The organism is Enterobacter vonholyi, from assembly GCF_008364555.1.
Lineage (GTDB): Bacteria > Pseudomonadota > Gammaproteobacteria > Enterobacterales > Enterobacteriaceae > Enterobacter > Enterobacter vonholyi.
The window spans coordinates 357,538-374,307 of the sequence record NZ_VTUC01000003.1; the positions used below are offsets into that span (position 1 = coordinate 357,538).

A 16,770-nucleotide genomic window follows, 5' to 3' on the forward strand; every position below is an offset into this window, starting at 1 on the left:
ACTGGTGCAGGCAATAGTTTAGAGGAAAGGAATTGCACTGGCGAAGTAACGCGCCAGAGAAGGCATCAGCGTCAGGCGGTCAGTTTATCGAGAAAAGAAAACAGCACCTGGTTCATTTCGCGATAATCATGCGAGCGGAGTTTTTCCGCCGTTTCGACAAAACGGAATTCATCCGCGCGGCTGAGGTCATTCTGCGAATGCTCAATCAGCAACTCTACCACCTCCGCCGTCAGCTCCATATGGCACTGAAAACCGTAAACCCGTTCGCCATATTCCACGATCTGACGGGGGCAGCCCTCGCTGTAAGCCAGCACTTTAGCCTGCGGCGTCAACCCTGGCATGTCGTTATGCCAGTGACCGACGTTCAATTCGTGGCCAAAATCCGCAAACAGCGGGTTCGCCTTGCCTGCATCGGTGAGCCTGACGGGAAATTTGCCGATCTCTTTTTCCGGGCTATGGCTAAACGCTGCCCCCAGCGCTTCGCCGATAAGCTGCGAGCCAAGACAAACGCCTATCACCGTTTTACCTGCCTCTATCGCGCGGCTGATGAGTGCCTTCTCCGCCTGTGCATCGAACCAGGGGCATTCCTCAGGCGTGGTAGCGGGGGACTGCGGGCCTCCCATGATGATAAGCAGGTCCGTGGTCCCCGGCTCCTCGGGTAAAGGATCGCCCTGATAAACTCTGGTGTAGCTCAGAGTATGGCCGCGGCTTTTCCCCCAGATTTCATAGGCGCCCGGCGCTTCGAAATGTTCATGAATGATAAATTGAATGTGCATTGCGTCTCTCTTCGGTTACATGTACAAGCAGCATCATAAGTGGAAGGGAGGAATGTGAAATGCCAACCGTTATCGATAAAACGCCAATTCATGACGATGACATCGGATGGTCCAGAGGGGCTATTAGCTATACGCGCGGCGAAGTGGATCCGCCTCACCAGCATTCACAGGGGCAACTTTTGTTTGCCATCAAAGGGGTGATGCTGGTCGAAACCGGCAATAAGCGTTGGGTCATACCGCCGCAGCGCGCGCTGTGGATCCCTCCCTTTCAGGAACACACCTATAGCGTGTTATCCGCAACGGAGCTCCGCGCGGTCTGGTTTAGCCCCACGCTGATATCGCAATGCGGATCTTTTAAACGGAAAGAAGAGGTTCACGTCATTATGGCAACAGCGTTGTTCAAAGAGCTGATTGCCGGGCTGTTCAGCGCGGAATACCGGCCAGCCAGTCAGCGCAGCATGGCCGTTTTGCTGCTCGACATTCTCAGTGAAGCTCAGCAAATCTCGGCCGAATTACCGATGCCCGTGGATGAGCGCTTACATCGCGTTGCCTGTGACATCATTGCCAGCAATCTCTGGGATGTTTCTATGGAAAGGCTGGCGGAACAGGCCGCTATGTCTGAACGCACATTCTCACGCGCGTTTATCAAAGATACCGGCTTTAGCTTCCGGGCCTGGCGACAGCGCGCAAGGATCTGTGCCTCGCTGGACCTGCTCGCCAACGGATACCCGGTTAAGCAGGTGGCCTGGATGCTGGGGTTTTCAGGGCAGGCGGCATTTGCGGCGGCGTTTCGCGCCGTTGTCGGGGCAACTCCGGCTGACTTTCTCCCTGAACAGAAGCGCTTCCCAGCGATATAGAGAGCGGCTACTATAGCGCGTCTTTTTTCACAGGTACTGCTATGCGTGTTTTACTGGCCCCAATGGAAGGCGTGCTCGACTCCCTCGTGCGCGAGCTTCTGACCGAGGTGAACGACTACGATCTCTGCGTGACGGAATTTCTGCGCGTGGTCGATATGCTGTTGCCGGTAAAATCCTTCTACCGTCTATGCCCCGAGCTGCACAACCAGAGCCGGACCTCTTCCGGCACGCTGGTGCGTATTCAACTGCTCGGCCAGTATCCTGAATGGCTGGCGGAAAACGCCGCCCGCGCGGTTGAGCTGGGCTCTTACGGGGTGGATCTCAACTGCGGCTGTCCGTCGAAGCTGGTGAACGGCAGCGGCGGCGGGGCGACCTTGCTGAAAGATCCTGAGCTGATTTATCGCGGCGCGAAAGCCATGCGTGAGGCCGTGCCCGCGCATTTGCCGGTGACGGTTAAGGTGCGCCTGGGATGGGACAGCGACGCGCGGCAGTTTGAAATCGCCGATGCGGTGCAGCAGGCCGGAGCCACCGAGCTGGTGGTGCATGGCCGCACCAAAGAAGACGGCTACAAAGCCGAGCGCATAAACTGGCATGCGATCGGCGAGATCCGCAAACGCCTCTCTATTCCGGTGATCGCTAACGGCGAAATCTGGGACTACGAGAGCGCGCAGGCCTGTCTGCAGGCCACCGGCTGCGATGCGGTAATGATCGGTCGCGGCGCCCTGAACGTCCCTAACCTCAGCCGGGTGGTGAAATATAACGAACCGCGAATGCCGTGGGCAGACGTCGTCACGCTGCTGCAAAAATACAGCCGTCTGGAAAAGCAGGGCGATACCGGTTTGTATCACGTCGCGCGAATTAAGCAGTGGCTGAGTTATTTACGCAAAGAGTACGATGAAGCGCTGGGGTTATTTCAGGAGATTCGTACTTTACAGACGTCGGCTGATATTGCCCGGGTAATTCAGTCGAAATAATAAGCGTTAAATTGCTCACACTTTTTTAAAACAGAAAACAGTTCAGGTTTTCAACGTGGCGCGACGGTGTTAAGGTGCCACTGTTTTCAACGCAGGATTGTTACTGGTTAACAGGCAAAACCTAAGCGTTTCACAGCATTTTCGCTGTGGAGCGCTTAGGTTTTTTTTTGCCTGTCGTTTACGCAGGAGAGACATTTGGCTTAGCGCTTTTTAATGATTTTAAAAAATGAATTATCGACAGGAAATAGAAAAACTTCCTGCGGCCGGTTACGCACTCAATACTCAATCACAGGTTGTTATCATGGCATATAAAAATAAACTCTATGCGTTCGCCTTATTGGCGATATCCCCGCTGTCGATGGCGCAAGACTGGAACGGTACGGTACTAGGTTTTGAGGCTCCACCGGCGCCGCTTCTCGGCAATATGCTCGGTGTGCGTAAAATTCTCAACGATAACGGCTTTACGTACAATCTCGGCTATTTGAATGAGTTCGGCTGGAACGGCGGCGGTGGCTATAACCACGACTCCCACGTGGCCTATATTGACCAGTTCGCGCTGACCTTCAACCAGGACCTGGAGCGCTGGACCGGTATCCCGGACGCGCGTATCGAGGGAAACATCGTTAACCGCAACCACAATGACGATCTCACCACCAAACGCGTGCAGGACCCGCGCGTCAACTTCAACGATCTGACCCAGGAGAGCTGGGGCGGGCAGTCGATTACCCGTCTGGGCTGGCTGACCTTTGCCCGCAGCTTTGACGACCGGCGTCTGACCTGGCGCATAGGGATGATGAACAAGGTACAGACCTTCGATCAAATTATCCCCTGTGATTTCCAGCTGCTGTCCCAGTGCGGCGGAAAGTCCGCCAACTCGCTGACCTGGAACAACTGGAACGTGCACACCTGGGGCACCACGCTTGCCTATAAACTCACGCCGACGCTGACCTTAAAAGGCGGCGTGATGGAGCAGAATCCGCAGGCCGCCAGCCGCAGCCATGCGTGGAGCTGGTCGACGAAGGGCAGCAAAGGGATCTTACTGCCGGTTGAAATCGAAGCGCGTCCGCTGATTGACGGCCTGCCGGGCGCGTACAACCTGGGCGTGGTATTTACCAACGCGCCGCAAACCGATCTCTATCGCGGCAAATCGGGTGGGGCGGGGGCGACGGACCCGGACGGATTCGCTACCCACAGCCGGACCTGGTTTATGTACGCCGGACTGAACCAGCAGCTAACGCAGCATCAGGACGATCCGAATCGCGGGTTGAGCACCTCGTTCAGCATGAGCCTTGCGGATCAGAGCAGTAACTACATGCACCAGGTTTACGCCGCCTCGCTGCGCTACCGCGGGCTGTTTGATGCGCGACCGGAAGACTGGATTGGCTTTGGCTTAACCTGGATTGATATGAGCAGCCAGTACGCCCGCAACCAGCGTTATCTGAACAGCCTGAGCGGCGTTAGCGATTACAACAATCCTGCATATCACCCGGTGCCGGGCCATTCCCTGAACGGTGAGTTTTACTACCGTTTTCGTCCGGCGTCATGGCTCGAGCTGCAGCCGGGCATTCAGTACTGGCATCATCCCGGCGGGGTCAGCCGCACCCAGGATGCCTGGGTCACCGAGCTGAAAACGGTGGTGACCTTCTGATATCACCGTAGCAAGTTCGATCCGCGTCACGTTTCTGACGCGTGACACATTGAGGCTACGAATGAAACTGATAGAGTGCCAGAACTGGATTGTTACTGCTTAGGCAGGCAAAACCTGATTTTCTGGCATCTGCCGGAGGTCAGGTTTTTTTGTTTCTGGGGTTCCGATGAAAATCGCCAAGATACTCAATAATAACGTGGTGGTTGTTCAGGATGAGCGCGGGCGTGAACAGGTGGTGATGGGCCGTGGGCTGGCCTTTCAGAAGCGCGTCGGTGAAGCGCTGGATACCGCGTTGGTTGAAAAGGTGTTTGCGTTACAAAGCGATGAACTGGTGCGTCGGCTTGGGGAGCTGCTGAGTCAAATTCCGCTGGAGGTGATGACCACCTGCGACCGCATCATCGGGCTGGCGACGCAGCGGCTGGGCAAGCTGCAGGAGAGCTTGTATATCACCCTCACCGATCACTGCTACTTTGCGATTGAGCGGCAGAAGAACGGGCTGGCCATCAAAAACGTGCTGCTGTGGGATATTAAACGGCTGTATCCCAAGGAGTTCGAGTTAGGGCAGGAGGCGCGGGCCATTATCGCCAGACGCCTGAACGTCGAACTGGAGGAGGATGAGGCCGGTTTTATCGCGCTGCATCTGGTCACCGCGCAGCTGAACAGCGAAATGCCGGAGGTGATGCACGTGACGCGGGTAATGCAGGAGATCCTCCAGCTGGTGAAGTATCAGCTGCAGCTTGAGTATGACGAAGAGTCGCTCAGCTATCAGCGTTTTGTCACCCACCTGAAGTTTTTTGCCCAGCGGATGCTCTCCCGCACCGTGGTGGAAGATGACGATGTCTCGCTGCATACGGCAGTAAAAGACAACTACGCGAAAGCGTGGAAATGCGCCGAGAAAATCGCCCAGCACCTGAACAAAAGCTATCAGCGTGAGCTGACGACCGAAGAAATTATGTTCCTCGCCATTCATATCGAGCGGGTGAGAAAAGAGGGGCGTTAAGCCTCAAAACAGGATTGTTACTGCATCACGCAGGCAAAACCTGAGCGCGGCCTTCGTCAGAAGGCCGTTCTCGGGTTTTTTTATTTTTGTACTCAGTCAACAGGTGCCTGCGGGCATCGGATGTAAGGAAATCGAGATGGAATACCAGGCTTTAGCGAAGGATATTCTCGGCCACGTTGGCGGAAAAGAGAACATCGTCAGTCTTGTGCACTGCGCGACCCGGCTTCGCTTCAAACTTAAAGATAATCAACGCGCCGATGCGGAAGGGCTCAAGAAAAACCCGGGCGTGATCATGGTAGTCGAAAGCGGCGGCCAGTTTCAGGTGGTGATTGGCAACCACGTTCACGACGTCTGGCAGGCGGTGCGCAATGAAGCAGGCCTTACCGACGACGCGCCCGTCGCGGAAGAGAAGGGCGAAAAGGGGAACCTGCTGGGCCGCCTGATTGACATCGTCTCCGGGATCTTCACCCCGTTTATCGGCATTCTGGCCGCGTCCGGTATTCTGAAAGGGCTGCTGGCGCTGGCCGTGGTATGCGGCTGGCTCACGACCGGGAGCGGCACGTATAAAATCTGGTTTGCCGCCAGCGACGCGCTGTTCTTCTTCTTCCCGATGGTGCTGGGCTATACCGCCGGGAAAAAATTCGGCGGCAACCCGTTTATTACCATGGTGATCGGTGGGGCGCTCACCCATCCGGTAATGATTGCCGCGTTTAACGCCAGCCAGCAGCCGGGCGCGGTGTCGGACGCCTTTTTGGGCATCCCTGTCACCTGGTTCAACTATAGCTCGTCGGTGATCCCGATTATTCTCGCCGCGTGGGTGAGCTGCTGGCTTGAAAAACAAAGCACCAGGCTGCTGCCTTCCTCGATGAAAAACTTCTTCGCGCCGCTGATCTGTCTGGGCGTGACCGTGCCGCTGACTTTCCTCGTTATCGGGCCGCTGGCGACCTGGCTGAGCCAGCTGCTGGCGAACGGCTATCAGAGTATTTACGTTCTGGCGCCGTGGCTGGCGGGTGCGGCGATGGGCGCGCTATGGCAGGTCTGCGTTATTTTTGGCCTGCACTGGGGGCTGGTGCCGCTGATGATTAACAACCTGGCGGTGCTGGGGCATGACTCCATGCTGCCCATGCTCTTGCCCGCTGTGTTTGGTCAGGTGGGGGCGGCGCTGGGTATTTTCCTGCGCACCCGCGATGCGCGTCAGAAAATGCTGGCCGGTTCATCCGTGACGGCAGGTATTTTCGGTATCACCGAACCCGCAGTGTATGGCGTAAACCTGCCGCTGCGCCGTCCGTTTATTTTCGGCTGCGTGGCGGGGGCTATCGGCGGGGCGATTGTCGGCTTCAGCGACACTCACGTGTACTCCTTCGGCTTCGCCAATATCTTTACCATCGCCCAGATGATTCCGCCTGGTGGGGTAAACGCCACGCTGTGGGGAGGCGTGATCGGCACCGCGGTGGCGCTGGTGCTGAGCTGCGGCCTGACGCTGGTGGCGGGTATGCCAGCACGCTCAGCGCCCAAGGCTGTTGCGCCAGCGGGTGAAAACGATGTGCTGGCACCGATGACCGGCACCGTGCTGGCGCTCGACCAGGTGCCGGATACCACCTTTGCCAGCGGCCTGCTGGGCAGCGGTGCCGCGATTATTCCCTCCGATAACAAAGTGGTTGCCCCGTTTGCCGGCGTTGTGGCCTCGCTGTTCCAGACCAAACACGCAATTGGGCTGCTTAGCAACAGCGGGATTGAAGTGTTGATCCACGTGGGTATCGACACCGTGAAGCTCGACGGCAGGCCGTTTACCGCCCATGTAAAGGTCGGTGACAAGGTGCAGCCCGGCGATCTGCTGCTGGAGTTTGACCGACAGGCGATTATCGATGCCGGATACGACCTGGCGACCCCGATTATTATCAGTAACAGCGATGAGTATCGCGACGTGGTGACCGTGGCGGCAACGTCCGTCAGTGCCGGTGCGCCGTTACTCAGCGTAAGCCATCAATAACAGGAGAACGTGATGAATACTTTCCCGGACGATTTTTTATGGGGCGGCGCGGTTGCCGCGAATCAGGTAGAGGGCGCGTATCTGGAAGAGGGAAAAGGGCTGTCCACCTCAGACGTTCAGCCGCGCGGTGTCTTTGGCCCGGTGGTTGAGCGCGTGGCGGGTGACAGCGGCATCAAGGATGTTGCCATCGACTTCTATCATCGCTATCCGGAAGACATCAAACTGTTCGCTGAGATGGGCTTTAGCTGCCTGCGCGTCTCCATTGCCTGGACCCGCATTTTTCCGAACGGCGATGAGCAGCAGCCTAACGAGGCGGGGCTGGCGTTTTACGACCGGCTGTTTGACGAGCTTGCTGCGCACAACATTACCCCGCTGGTGACGCTGTCGCATTACGAAATGCCGTGGGGGCTGGTGAAGCAGTACGGCGGGTGGGGCAGTCGCCAGACTATCGGCTTCTTTGAACGCTATGCCCGTACCGTGTTCGTGCGCTACAAAGAGAAGGTGAAGCTTTGGCTGACCTTCAACGAGATCAATATGTCTCTACACGCGCCGATGACCGGCGTGGGCCTGCCGGAAACCAGCAGCAAAGGTGAAGTGTATCAGGCAATCCACCACCAGCTGGTGGCCAGCGCGCTGGCGGTGAAGGCCTGCCACGAGATCGTTCCTGATGCCAGAATTGGCAACATGCTGCTGGGCGGCCTGATGTATCCGCTGACCTGCAAGCCGGAAGATGTTCTGAAGACGCTGCAGGAAAACCGCACCTGGCAGTTCTTTGGCGACGTGCAGTGCCGCGGCGCCTACCCGGGGTATATGCAGCGCTTCTTCCGCGACAGCGGTATTCAGCTTGAGGTCACGGACGCCGACCGCGAAGCGCTGAAATCGACCGTCGATTTTATCTCCTTCAGCTACTACATGACGGGCTGCGTTACCGCGGATGAAGCTCTCAACCAGCAGGCGCGCGGCAACATCCTGAGCATGGTGCCAAACCCGTATCTGGCAAGTTCCGAATGGGGCTGGCAGATTGACCCCATCGGCCTGCGTACCCTGTTAAACGTGCTCTGGGATCGCTATCAGAAGCCGTTGTTTATCGTGGAAAATGGCCTCGGGGCGAAGGATAAACCGGATGCGGACGGTGTGGTGCAGGATGACTATCGCATCAGCTACCTTAACGACCATCTGGTACAGGTGCGTGAGGCAATTGATGACGGCGTTGAGGTGATGGGATATACCAGCTGGGGGCCAATCGATCTGGTGAGCGCGTCTAAAGCTGAACTCTCTAAGCGCTACGGCTTTATTTACGTCGATCGCGATGACAGCGGAAAAGGCACGCTGGCGCGCAGCCGCAAAAAGAGCTTCTACTGGTATAAAGAGGTTATTGCTACGAAAGGTGCTTCGCTGAAAGCCTGATATCGAGGACGTTGCCCGGCGATGCGCCGGGCAAAGGAATCAGAAAATCATCTTGAATACACCGGTAACCACTAAGAGACCTATCAGAAATATAATCAAAATAACCCACAGTAATATTTTCATTCCCTTCTCCCGCTCATGTATGTCCTGAATAAGTGTAGCAGCGTATTTATGGTTGGCATGAATGTATTAAATTTAATCATTATTTTTAGGAATAAATTTCCGTGTATTAAGATGTATGACAATTTGCGGATTGCCACGCGTTACTAAAAAAATGAACGACACTGAGCGTAACGTGCGCCTTTATTTTTTGAGTTTATGGCGTCATGAAACGTTCTCTTATTTTTTCTCTGAGTGCTCCCTTCGTTTTTATTCTGGCAGCCTGTGCGCCTGAACATGCCACGGTATCTCCCATTAAAACGCAAACCGCTGCGGCGTCGGTGAATACGCAGCTTCGTCATACCGACTGGCCGAAAAATGAGTGGTGGAAAGAGTATAACAATCCCGAACTTAACGGCCTTATTGCTAAAGCATTGAGCGATGCGCCTGATATGCAGATTGCCCGTCAGCGCATTACGCTTGCCGAAGCCCAGGCCAAAGCCGTAATGGCAGCCGACGGTCCGCAGATTAATTTTTCCGCCGATGCGGAACGCCAGAAAATGTCCGCCGAAGGGCTGATGGGGCCGTTTGCCTTTACCGACCCGGCTGCAGGCACCACCGGGCCGTGGTACACCAACGGCACCTTTGGCCTGACCGCAGGCTGGGATCTCGATCTTTGGGGAAAAAATCGCGCCCGGGTCGAGGCCCGGATTGGCAAAGTGAATGCGCAAAAAGCGGAGCTGGAGCAGACGCGTCAGCTGCTGGCCAGCAGCGTGGCGCGGCTCTACTGGGAGTGGCAAACGCAGGCCGCCGTGGGGGAGGTCCTCGCGCAGATCAAACATGAGCAGGACAATATTATCGGTGCCGATCGCGAGCTGTATCAACACGGCATCACCTCCTCCGTTGAGGGCGTCGAAACGGATATCAACGCCAACAAAACCGAAGCGCAGCTGGCAGAAGTAAACGGGAAGATGAAAGCCGTTGAGGCGCGCCTGGTCGCGCTGACGAACGCCTCTTCCGTGACGCTGACGCGGCACGCCTTGCCGACGGTGGAAGCCTCGTTACCGTCGACGCTCGGCTATGAACTGCTGGCACGTCGTCCGGATCTTCAGGAGGCGCACTGGTATATCGAAGCCTCTATGAGCGAAGTGGAGGCTGCCCGAGCGGCTTTCTACCCTGACGTGAACCTGATGGCATTCTTACAGCAGGATGCCCTGCACCTGAGCGATCTGTTCCGCTCTTCCGCGCAGCAGATGGGCATGACCGCCGGGCTGACGCTGCCGATTTTCGACAGCGGCAGGCTGAACGCCAGCCTGGATATCGCTCAGGCGCAGAATAATCTCTCGGTGGCGAACTACAACAAAGCGGTGGTCGAAGCCGTCAATCAGGTGGCACGCACGGCCAGTGAAGTCGAAACGCTGACGGCGAAGAACAGCCACCAGCAGCAGGTTGAAAAAGATGCGGCACGCGTTGTGGCGCTTGCCCAGGCGCGTTTCAGCGCGGGGATCGTTGCGGGCTCTCGGGTCAGTGAAGCCAGAATACCGGCCCTCAAAGAACATCTCGAAGGATTACTGTTAAAGGGGCAGTATGTCGACGCCACGCTGCAGCTGACCTCGGCGCTGGGCGGTGGCTATCATCATGGCTAAAAAAGGTCATTATCTATACTTACCTCTTTGCAGTTTTTCAGGAGGTGAGTATGACCAGAGTAGCGATTGTGACCGCATCGGATTCCGGGATCGGTAAAACCACGGCGCTGATGCTTGCAGAGCGCGGGTTTGATATTGGCGTCACCTGGCATTCGGATGAAAAAGGGGCGCTGGAAACCTGCCGAGAAGTTGAAGCGCAGGGGCAGCGCGCAGAGGCTATCCATCTTGACTTAAGCACACTGCCGGAAGGCGCAGAGGCTATTGAAACGCTGATTGCGCGTTTTGGCCGGCTGGACGTGCTGGTCAATAATGCGGGTGCGATGACCAAAGCGCCATTCCTTGAAATGCCGTTTGACGACTGGCGGAATATTTTCACCGTCGACGTGGACGGCGCGTTTCTCTGTTCACAAATTGCCGCCCGGCAGATGGTGAAGCAGGGGGAAGGGGGGCGAATTGTGAACATTACCTCGGTGCATGAGCACACGCCGCTGCCGGAGGCGAGCGCCTACACGGCGGCAAAACATGCGCTCGGCGGGTTAACCAAATCCATGGCGATGGAGCTGGTTAAGCACAATATTCTGGTGAATGCCGTCGCGCCGGGTGCCATTGCCACGCCGATGAATGACATGGACGACAGCGAAGTGAAGGAAGGCTCAATGCCGGAAATACCGCTGGCAAGGCCGGGCCACACTAAAGAGATTGCCAGCCTGGTGGCGTGGCTTTGCGACAGCGACGCCAGCTATACTACAGGGCAATCGTTTATCGTCGACGGGGGCTTTATGTTGGCGAACCCGCAGTTTAAGCCGGAGGGGTAGTAACCTTTCTCCCTCTCCCACAGGGTTGAGGAATCCCCAGTAATTTTTTTACCTGAAGCGATGAACGTTGCTTCAGCAAAATTAATAGCTTACAGCGACGCCCTGGTCCGGCTGTAAATCGCCGAAGCGTTTCCGTAAGGCCGGGGCGAGGCGCAGGGATGCGCCGAGAGGGCGTGGCCTGCAGGGATGCAGGCTCATGCCCGACCCGATAGCCTGAAGGAATAAGCTGAGGGCACCGCGAAGCGGCGATTTACCGCCGGGAGCCCGGGTCGCCAGGGTGGTGGCGATTGAGCCACCCTGGCACGTTCACCGGTCATGTCGTTTCAGAGTAGCAAGGAACATAAAGTGAACGGAATGACCTCCACAGCCGTATGTTCCCCCTCACCCCAACCCTCTCCCTCAAGGGAGAGGGGGTCGTCCGTGCAGGCATTATTTTGTGGGGAACCCTCAGCCATGAGGGTGAGGGCATCAGGCCGCACTCACTCCTCATCCCGCGTCTTTTCCCGGTGCTTCAGCCACAGTCGAACCCCAATCACCGCCACAACCACAAGAATCAACCACGCCCAGTGCTTCAGGTGCTGGTCGAGATTATGCAGCCATGGCGCAATCACTTCGCCCCCTGCGTAACCGAGCGTCGTAAAGATCAGCGCCCAGGCAACCGCGCCCACAATATTGAGCGGCAGAAAAATTTTTGGCGGCAGATGACTGGCACCAATCAGTATCGGCCCGATAATGCGAAAGCCATACATAAAGCGCGTGCCAATGACGAACAGATATGGATGACGTTGAATGAGCCGCTGAGCGCGGCGGATTTTCTTTTGATGCTTTGCGAAGCGTTTAAGCAGCGTTGGCCCAAAGCGCAGCCCCAGAAAGTAGAGCAGCTGATCGCCAATCATTCCACCCAGCGCGACCGCGGCAACGACCAGCGGGAACTTCAGTAATCCCTGATGTGCGGCGACGCCCCCTAACAGCGTGATGGTTTCACCTTCTGCTACGCTGCCGATGACCAGCGCGGCATATCCATATTGTTCAATGAGTGCGTTAATATCCATTACGTAAATGTTATCTCCCTCAGCGTACCTCGTTTAATCATATACCCCATGAATCAACAGCGGGGAAATCAACGGAAATTTCCCACTGTACATAAAATAATCTAAAGCCTGCATTATACTTAAGGTATCGCTGACGGGCCGACAACAAGGGGGCGCTATGAACCATGTCTGGGGACTTTTCTCCCATCCCGATCGTGAAATGCATGTCATTAAAAGTGAGAACGAAACGGTCTCGCATCATTACACGCACCATGTGCTGCTGATGGCTGCGGTGCCGGTAATATGCACCTTTATCGGAACAACACAAATCGGCTGGAACTTCGGTGACGGCACCGTAGTTCAGCTTTCCTGGTTTACCGGGCTTTATCTGGCCATCGTTTTTTATGGCCTGATGCTGGCGGGTGTGGCGGTTATGGGGCGCGTCATACACTGGATGGCGCGTAACTATCCGCAGCGTCCATCGCTGGCGCACTGTATGGTCTTTGCCGGATATGTCGCGACCCCGCTGTTCTTAAGCGGTATTGTTGCGCTCTATCCACTGGTCTGGCTGTGCGCGCTGATCGGTACCATTGCCCTCTTTTACACCGGGTATCTGCTGTATCTGGGGGTTCCAACCTTCCTGAATATCAATAAAGAAGAAGGCCTGAGTTTTTCCAGTTCAACACTCGCCATTGGGGTGCTGGTGCTGGAGGCGCTACTGGCGCTGACGGTTATTCTTTGGGGTTACGGATACCGTCTCTTCTGAGTTCACTGCATTGCTGGCGTAAATGCCAGCAATGCAGCATCTGTTCACGATTATCCGCTGGCGACAACGCCCGGTGACCGCTATGATGCCGAAGCCAGCCTGTGTTTATCCGTTGATACAGGCGGTGTACGTCATGACGTGCGTGAATAATTATCAGAAGTCTCACCATGCAGAAATTCCGAGTCTCTTTACTTAGCCTGGCGCTGCTGCTGGGCGCGTCCGCTGCCGTGCCGGCCGTCGCCAAAACGCCCGCGGTGAGCGCCGCCGCTGCTCAACCGCAAATTGCGTCCGGCAGCGCGATGATTGTCGATCTCAACACCAATAAGGTGATCTATGCCAGCCATCCTGACCTGGTGCGCCCGATCGCCTCAATTACCAAATTAATGACCGCGATGGTGGTGCTTGATGCACATCTGCCGCTGGACGAAAAGCTGAAAGTGGATATCAGCCACACGCCGGAGATGAAGGGGATCTACTCTCGCGTGCGGCTGAACAGTGAAATCAGCCGTAAAAATATGCTGCTGCTGGCGCTAATGTCGTCTGAAAACCGCGCGGCGGCGAGCCTGGCGCACCACTATCCGGGCGGCTACGACGCCTTTATCCGCGCGATGAACGCAAAAGCCAAAGCGCTGGGGATGAACAATACGCACTACGTTGAACCGACGGGGCTGTCGATCAACAACGTCTCCACGGCGCGCGATCTGACGAAACTGCTGATTGCCAGCAAACAGTATCCGCTGATTGGTCAGCTCAGTACCACCCGTGAAGAGATGGCGACCTTTGCGAACCCGGCCTATACGCTGCCGTTCCGCAATACTAACCATCTGGTTTACCGGGATAACTGGAATATTCAGCTAACGAAAACCGGCTTTACCAACGCGGCAGGACACTGTCTGGTGATGCGCACCGTGTTTAACGGTAAGCCAGTGGCGCTGGTGGTGATGGATGCCTTCGGCAAATATACCCACTTCGCGGACGCGAGCCGCCTGCGTACCTGGATTGAAACCGGAAAAGTGCAGCCTGTACCGGCCGCGGCACTGACGTATAAAAAGCAGAAAGCCGAGCAGATGGCGACGGCGCAGAACGATTAGGTAAAAGCAAAACGGTAACGCATGTTACCGTTTTTTATGTTTTCTCCCTCTCCCTGTGGGAGAGGGCCGGGGTGAGGGCACCAGACCGCTCTGCGTTTATTCCGGCAGCGTCCAGTCACCATCGTTGAGCGGACGCTGCATAATCACCGTATCCCGCCAGTCACCTTTCTTATAGCCTACGCTGCGCAGCTGACCGACAATCTCGAAGCCGTGCTTTTTATGCAGCCGCAACGAGCCGGCATTATTATTGCCATCTCCCACCACGGCAATCATTTGCCGCCACGGCCCTTGCTCGCAGCGTTCAATCAGCGCATCCATCAGTGCCGAGCCAAAACCGCGCCCGGTGATGCTGGCATCAACGTAAATCGACTCTTCCAGGGTATAGCGGTAGGCGTGCCGTGGACGGTAAGGCGTCGCGTAGCAGTAGCCCACCACGATGCCGCGATACAGCGCGATAAGCCACGGTAAACCGTTCTCAGCCACGCTTTTCATGCGATGTCGCATTTCGTCGATGGTGGGGGGGACTTCTTCAAACGACGCGCGCCCGTGAAGCACATGCCATGCATAGATCGCGGCAATAGCATGCACATCATCGGGAAGGGCGTCGCGCACTTCCAGTTCGGTCTCGGATAAAACATCAACAGCCGACATGATGTGCCTGCTCCTCGTTATAGAAAGCCGGAGAAACGTTTCTCCGGCGATAAGCAGTTACTCTATTACGATTAAGGAGCGCTTAACAATCTCTCAAATTTGGCTGTAGGAATTAATCAGACGTTTGCGTTATGCGCTGCTCCGCGTCTGCGCTCTCTTTCCAGTATTTCTTCCGCGTTGTTTTACCAATGCCGGGATTCATGCTGTTTGTAGGGTCATTCTCGCGATAAAACTGCTTAAGTGCGTCAGGGGCTTCATAAAGATGTCCGACGTTATGTTCCGCAGGATATTGTGCGCCGCGTTCACGCAGAAGGGCGAGCATCTGCTCCTTCAGTTCGTGTGCGTCGACCCCTTTTTTGACAATGTAATCCTGATGGAAGACATAACACATAAAATGGCCGTAATAGAGCTTGTGCACCAGCTTGCTGTCGATTTCCGGCGGGAGATGCTCGAACCAGTCGGTGTCGTTACGCCGCAGGGCGATATCCAGCGCCAGAATATCTTCCACTTCTTCGGAATGCACCGCCTGATAACGGATGGCTGCGCCTGCGGCGGCAAAACGGTGCAGGAAGGCTTTGCTGCCCTCTTCAGGCGTACAGGCAAAGAAATCCCCTTCGGCGGTTTTGAAGTATTCGGTCAGCCAGGACTGCGCTTCGGCAATCCCGTCCCCGGCCATTTTCAGCAGCAGGTGATGTTCGTACTTGTCGCGCCAGGTTTTCATTCTCTCCGGTAAATGCGCCGGGAAAACGTTGCCCAGCTTCTGCATAAAGCGGTCGGTGAAGTGGGGTTTAAACAGCGACACTTTCTCCAGCATCGCATCGGTGCGGCCCTTCATGGTGAAGAAGAACGGCATTTTGTCGGTGCCGAGCTTGTCGATCATCAGGAAGGTATCTTTGCCGTAACGTTCGGCGATGTCGTAAATGTCCCGGTGCATGTACTCGCCCGCCACCGGAAGATTGCTGAATTCGCCCAGAATATGACGGCGGATTTCCGTCAGAACCTCAGGCTGATTGGTACCGATGTAAAATACCTGCTGCTTTTTCTCTGCCGGGAAGGTATCCAGACGCACAGCAAAAACGGCAAGCTTCCCGGCGCAACCGGAGGATTCAAACAGGCGGTCCGGGTCGGCGTTGTAGCGCGCCGGCGTATCGGCGTCGATATCCCGTACGCGGGTCACGTAGTCGTGATCGTGCGCATGACGACCGTCGTGCTGCACGTCTTCGTCCTTCACGCGATCGTCGTCAAGCTTGCTGAGGATCTGTTCTGGCGTCACGCCGAGATCGATTCCCAGATGGTTCACCAGCGTCAGCTTGCCGTTTTCGTCAATACGGGCAAACAGCGACATCTCGGTATACGCCGGGCCGCGCTGCACCAGCGAGCCGCCGGAGTTATTGCAGATCCCGCCGACCACCGAGGCGCCAATGCAGGAGGAGCCAATCACCGAGTGCGGTTCGCGGCCCAGCGGCTTGAGCGCTTTTTCGAGGGAGTAAAGCGTGGTGCCGGGGAACGCGAGCACCTGCTCGCCCTTGTCCAGCAGGTGCAGCTTGTCGAGACGCAGGGTACTGATAATCACGATGTCACGATCGTAATCGTTGCCGTTCGGCGTGGAGCCTTCGGTCAGGCCGGTGTTGGCCGCCTGCATTAAAATAATCTTGTCGGCCGCGACGCAGGCGCTCAGCACGCGCCACAGTTCCAGCAGCGTGCCGGGGAAAACCACCGCCAGCGCCTCGCCCTGACCGGAGCGGAAGCCCTTGCGGTAGCGGGCGGTTTTAGCCGGGTCGGTAAGCAGGTGAGAGGAGCCAACCAGGCGCGACAGTTCGTTAATAAATGCTTTGTTATCGTCAGTTCGAACAGAAGACATCTTCCACTCCTTGTGGTGGGGCAAATTTCTCGCTGTAAAGCATAGCGCGATTAACTGTTAAGCGGTCGAGTATTCACGAGAAAAATCAGAGAATAACCCTGCAACGTTCAGAGGGTTTGTGGCACACTGCGCTTTTCGCACGGTATGGCCGAGATCGT

14 protein-coding genes and 1 pseudogene are annotated in these 16,770 nt (G+C 56.2%); 10 read left to right on the plus strand and 5 right to left on the minus strand.

Annotation, left to right across the window (positions count from 1 at the left end; translation table 11 throughout):
• Positions 1-71 precede the first annotated feature (71 nt).
• Positions 72-776, minus strand: a complete 705-nt coding sequence (locus F0319_RS06105) for a type 1 glutamine amidotransferase (protein ID WP_149366478.1) — start codon at positions 774-776, stop codon at positions 72-74.
• A gap of 59 nt (positions 777-835) precedes the next feature.
• On the opposite strand from F0319_RS06105, the gene F0319_RS06110 reads away from it, so the two are divergent.
• The 6 genes and pseudogenes from F0319_RS06110 (at position 836) to F0319_RS06135 (ending at position 8,652) form a co-directional block, all read left to right on the plus strand.
• On the plus strand, positions 836-1,633 hold the full coding sequence (locus F0319_RS06110; RefSeq protein WP_149366479.1) for an AraC family transcriptional regulator: 798 nt from the start codon (positions 836-838) through the stop codon (positions 1,631-1,633).
• Positions 1,634-1,674: 41 nt separating this feature from the next.
• A complete protein-coding gene (gene dusC / locus F0319_RS06115) occupies positions 1,675-2,607 on the plus strand; it encodes a tRNA dihydrouridine(16) synthase DusC (protein WP_133294811.1) in 933 nt (310 codons plus the stop codon).
• A 358-nt stretch (positions 2,608-2,965) separates the two neighbouring features.
• Positions 2,966-4,255 (plus strand): carbohydrate porin, encoded by a 1,290-nt coding sequence (locus F0319_RS06120; protein ID WP_420889902.1) that lies wholly within the window; start codon positions 2,966-2,968, stop codon positions 4,253-4,255.
• A gap of 166 nt (positions 4,256-4,421) precedes the next feature.
• Positions 4,422-5,255 (plus strand): BglG family transcription antiterminator LicT, encoded by an 834-nt coding sequence (gene licT, locus F0319_RS06125; RefSeq protein ID WP_149366481.1) that lies wholly within the window; start codon positions 4,422-4,424, stop codon positions 5,253-5,255.
• 24 nt (positions 5,256-5,279) lie between these two features.
• Positions 5,280-7,245 (plus strand): annotated as a pseudogene (bglF, locus tag F0319_RS06130) (PTS beta-glucoside transporter subunit IIABC).
• 12 nt (positions 7,246-7,257) lie between these two features.
• Positions 7,258-8,652: a glycoside hydrolase family 1 protein gene (locus F0319_RS06135; protein ID WP_149366483.1), complete on the plus strand. Its 1,395-nt coding sequence runs from the start codon at positions 7,258-7,260 to the stop codon at positions 8,650-8,652.
• Between the two features lie 39 nt (positions 8,653-8,691).
• Here F0319_RS06135 and yohP read toward each other — a convergent pair whose 3' ends face one another.
• Positions 8,692-8,775 (minus strand): small membrane protein YohP, encoded by an 84-nt coding sequence (gene yohP, locus F0319_RS22610; protein WP_015572324.1) that lies wholly within the window; start codon positions 8,773-8,775, stop codon positions 8,692-8,694.
• A 203-nt stretch (positions 8,776-8,978) separates the two neighbouring features.
• On the opposite strand from yohP, the gene mdtQ reads away from it, so the two are divergent.
• The gene (gene mdtQ / locus F0319_RS06145) at positions 8,979-10,397 is read left to right on the plus strand and encodes a multidrug resistance outer membrane protein MdtQ (protein ID WP_149366484.1); all 1,419 of its coding nucleotides are present in this window, start codon (positions 8,979-8,981) and stop codon (positions 10,395-10,397) included.
• Positions 10,398-10,447: 50 nt separating this feature from the next.
• Positions 10,448-11,212: an SDR family oxidoreductase gene (locus F0319_RS06150; protein WP_023615867.1), complete on the plus strand. Its 765-nt coding sequence runs from the start codon at positions 10,448-10,450 to the stop codon at positions 11,210-11,212.
• Positions 11,213-11,691: 479 nt separating this feature from the next.
• Here the strand turns inward: F0319_RS06150 and F0319_RS06155 are convergent, their stop codons facing one another.
• The gene (locus F0319_RS06155) at positions 11,692-12,264 is read right to left on the minus strand and encodes a DedA family protein (protein ID WP_133294805.1); all 573 of its coding nucleotides are present in this window, start codon (positions 12,262-12,264) and stop codon (positions 11,692-11,694) included.
• Between the two features lie 157 nt (positions 12,265-12,421).
• On the opposite strand from F0319_RS06155, the gene F0319_RS06160 reads away from it, so the two are divergent.
• Together F0319_RS06160 and pbpG are read left to right on the plus strand one after the other, a co-directional pair.
• Complete coding sequence (locus tag F0319_RS06160) at positions 12,422-13,009, plus strand: Yip1 family protein (RefSeq protein WP_149366485.1); 588 nt, start codon at positions 12,422-12,424, stop codon at positions 13,007-13,009.
• Between the two features lie 167 nt (positions 13,010-13,176).
• On the plus strand, positions 13,177-14,100 hold the full coding sequence (pbpG, locus tag F0319_RS06165) for a D-alanyl-D-alanine endopeptidase (RefSeq protein ID WP_111965977.1): 924 nt from the start codon (positions 13,177-13,179) through the stop codon (positions 14,098-14,100).
• 96 nt (positions 14,101-14,196) lie between these two features.
• Here the strand turns inward: pbpG and F0319_RS06170 are convergent, their stop codons facing one another.
• Both F0319_RS06170 and dld read right to left on the minus strand, forming a co-directional pair.
• A complete protein-coding gene (locus tag F0319_RS06170) occupies positions 14,197-14,751 on the minus strand; it encodes a GNAT family N-acetyltransferase (protein ID WP_111965978.1) in 555 nt (184 codons plus the stop codon).
• A 112-nt stretch (positions 14,752-14,863) separates the two neighbouring features.
• Positions 14,864-16,612, minus strand: a complete 1,749-nt coding sequence (dld, locus tag F0319_RS06175) for a D-lactate dehydrogenase (RefSeq protein ID WP_133294803.1) — start codon at positions 16,610-16,612, stop codon at positions 14,864-14,866.
• Positions 16,613-16,770: the final 158 nt, after the last annotated feature.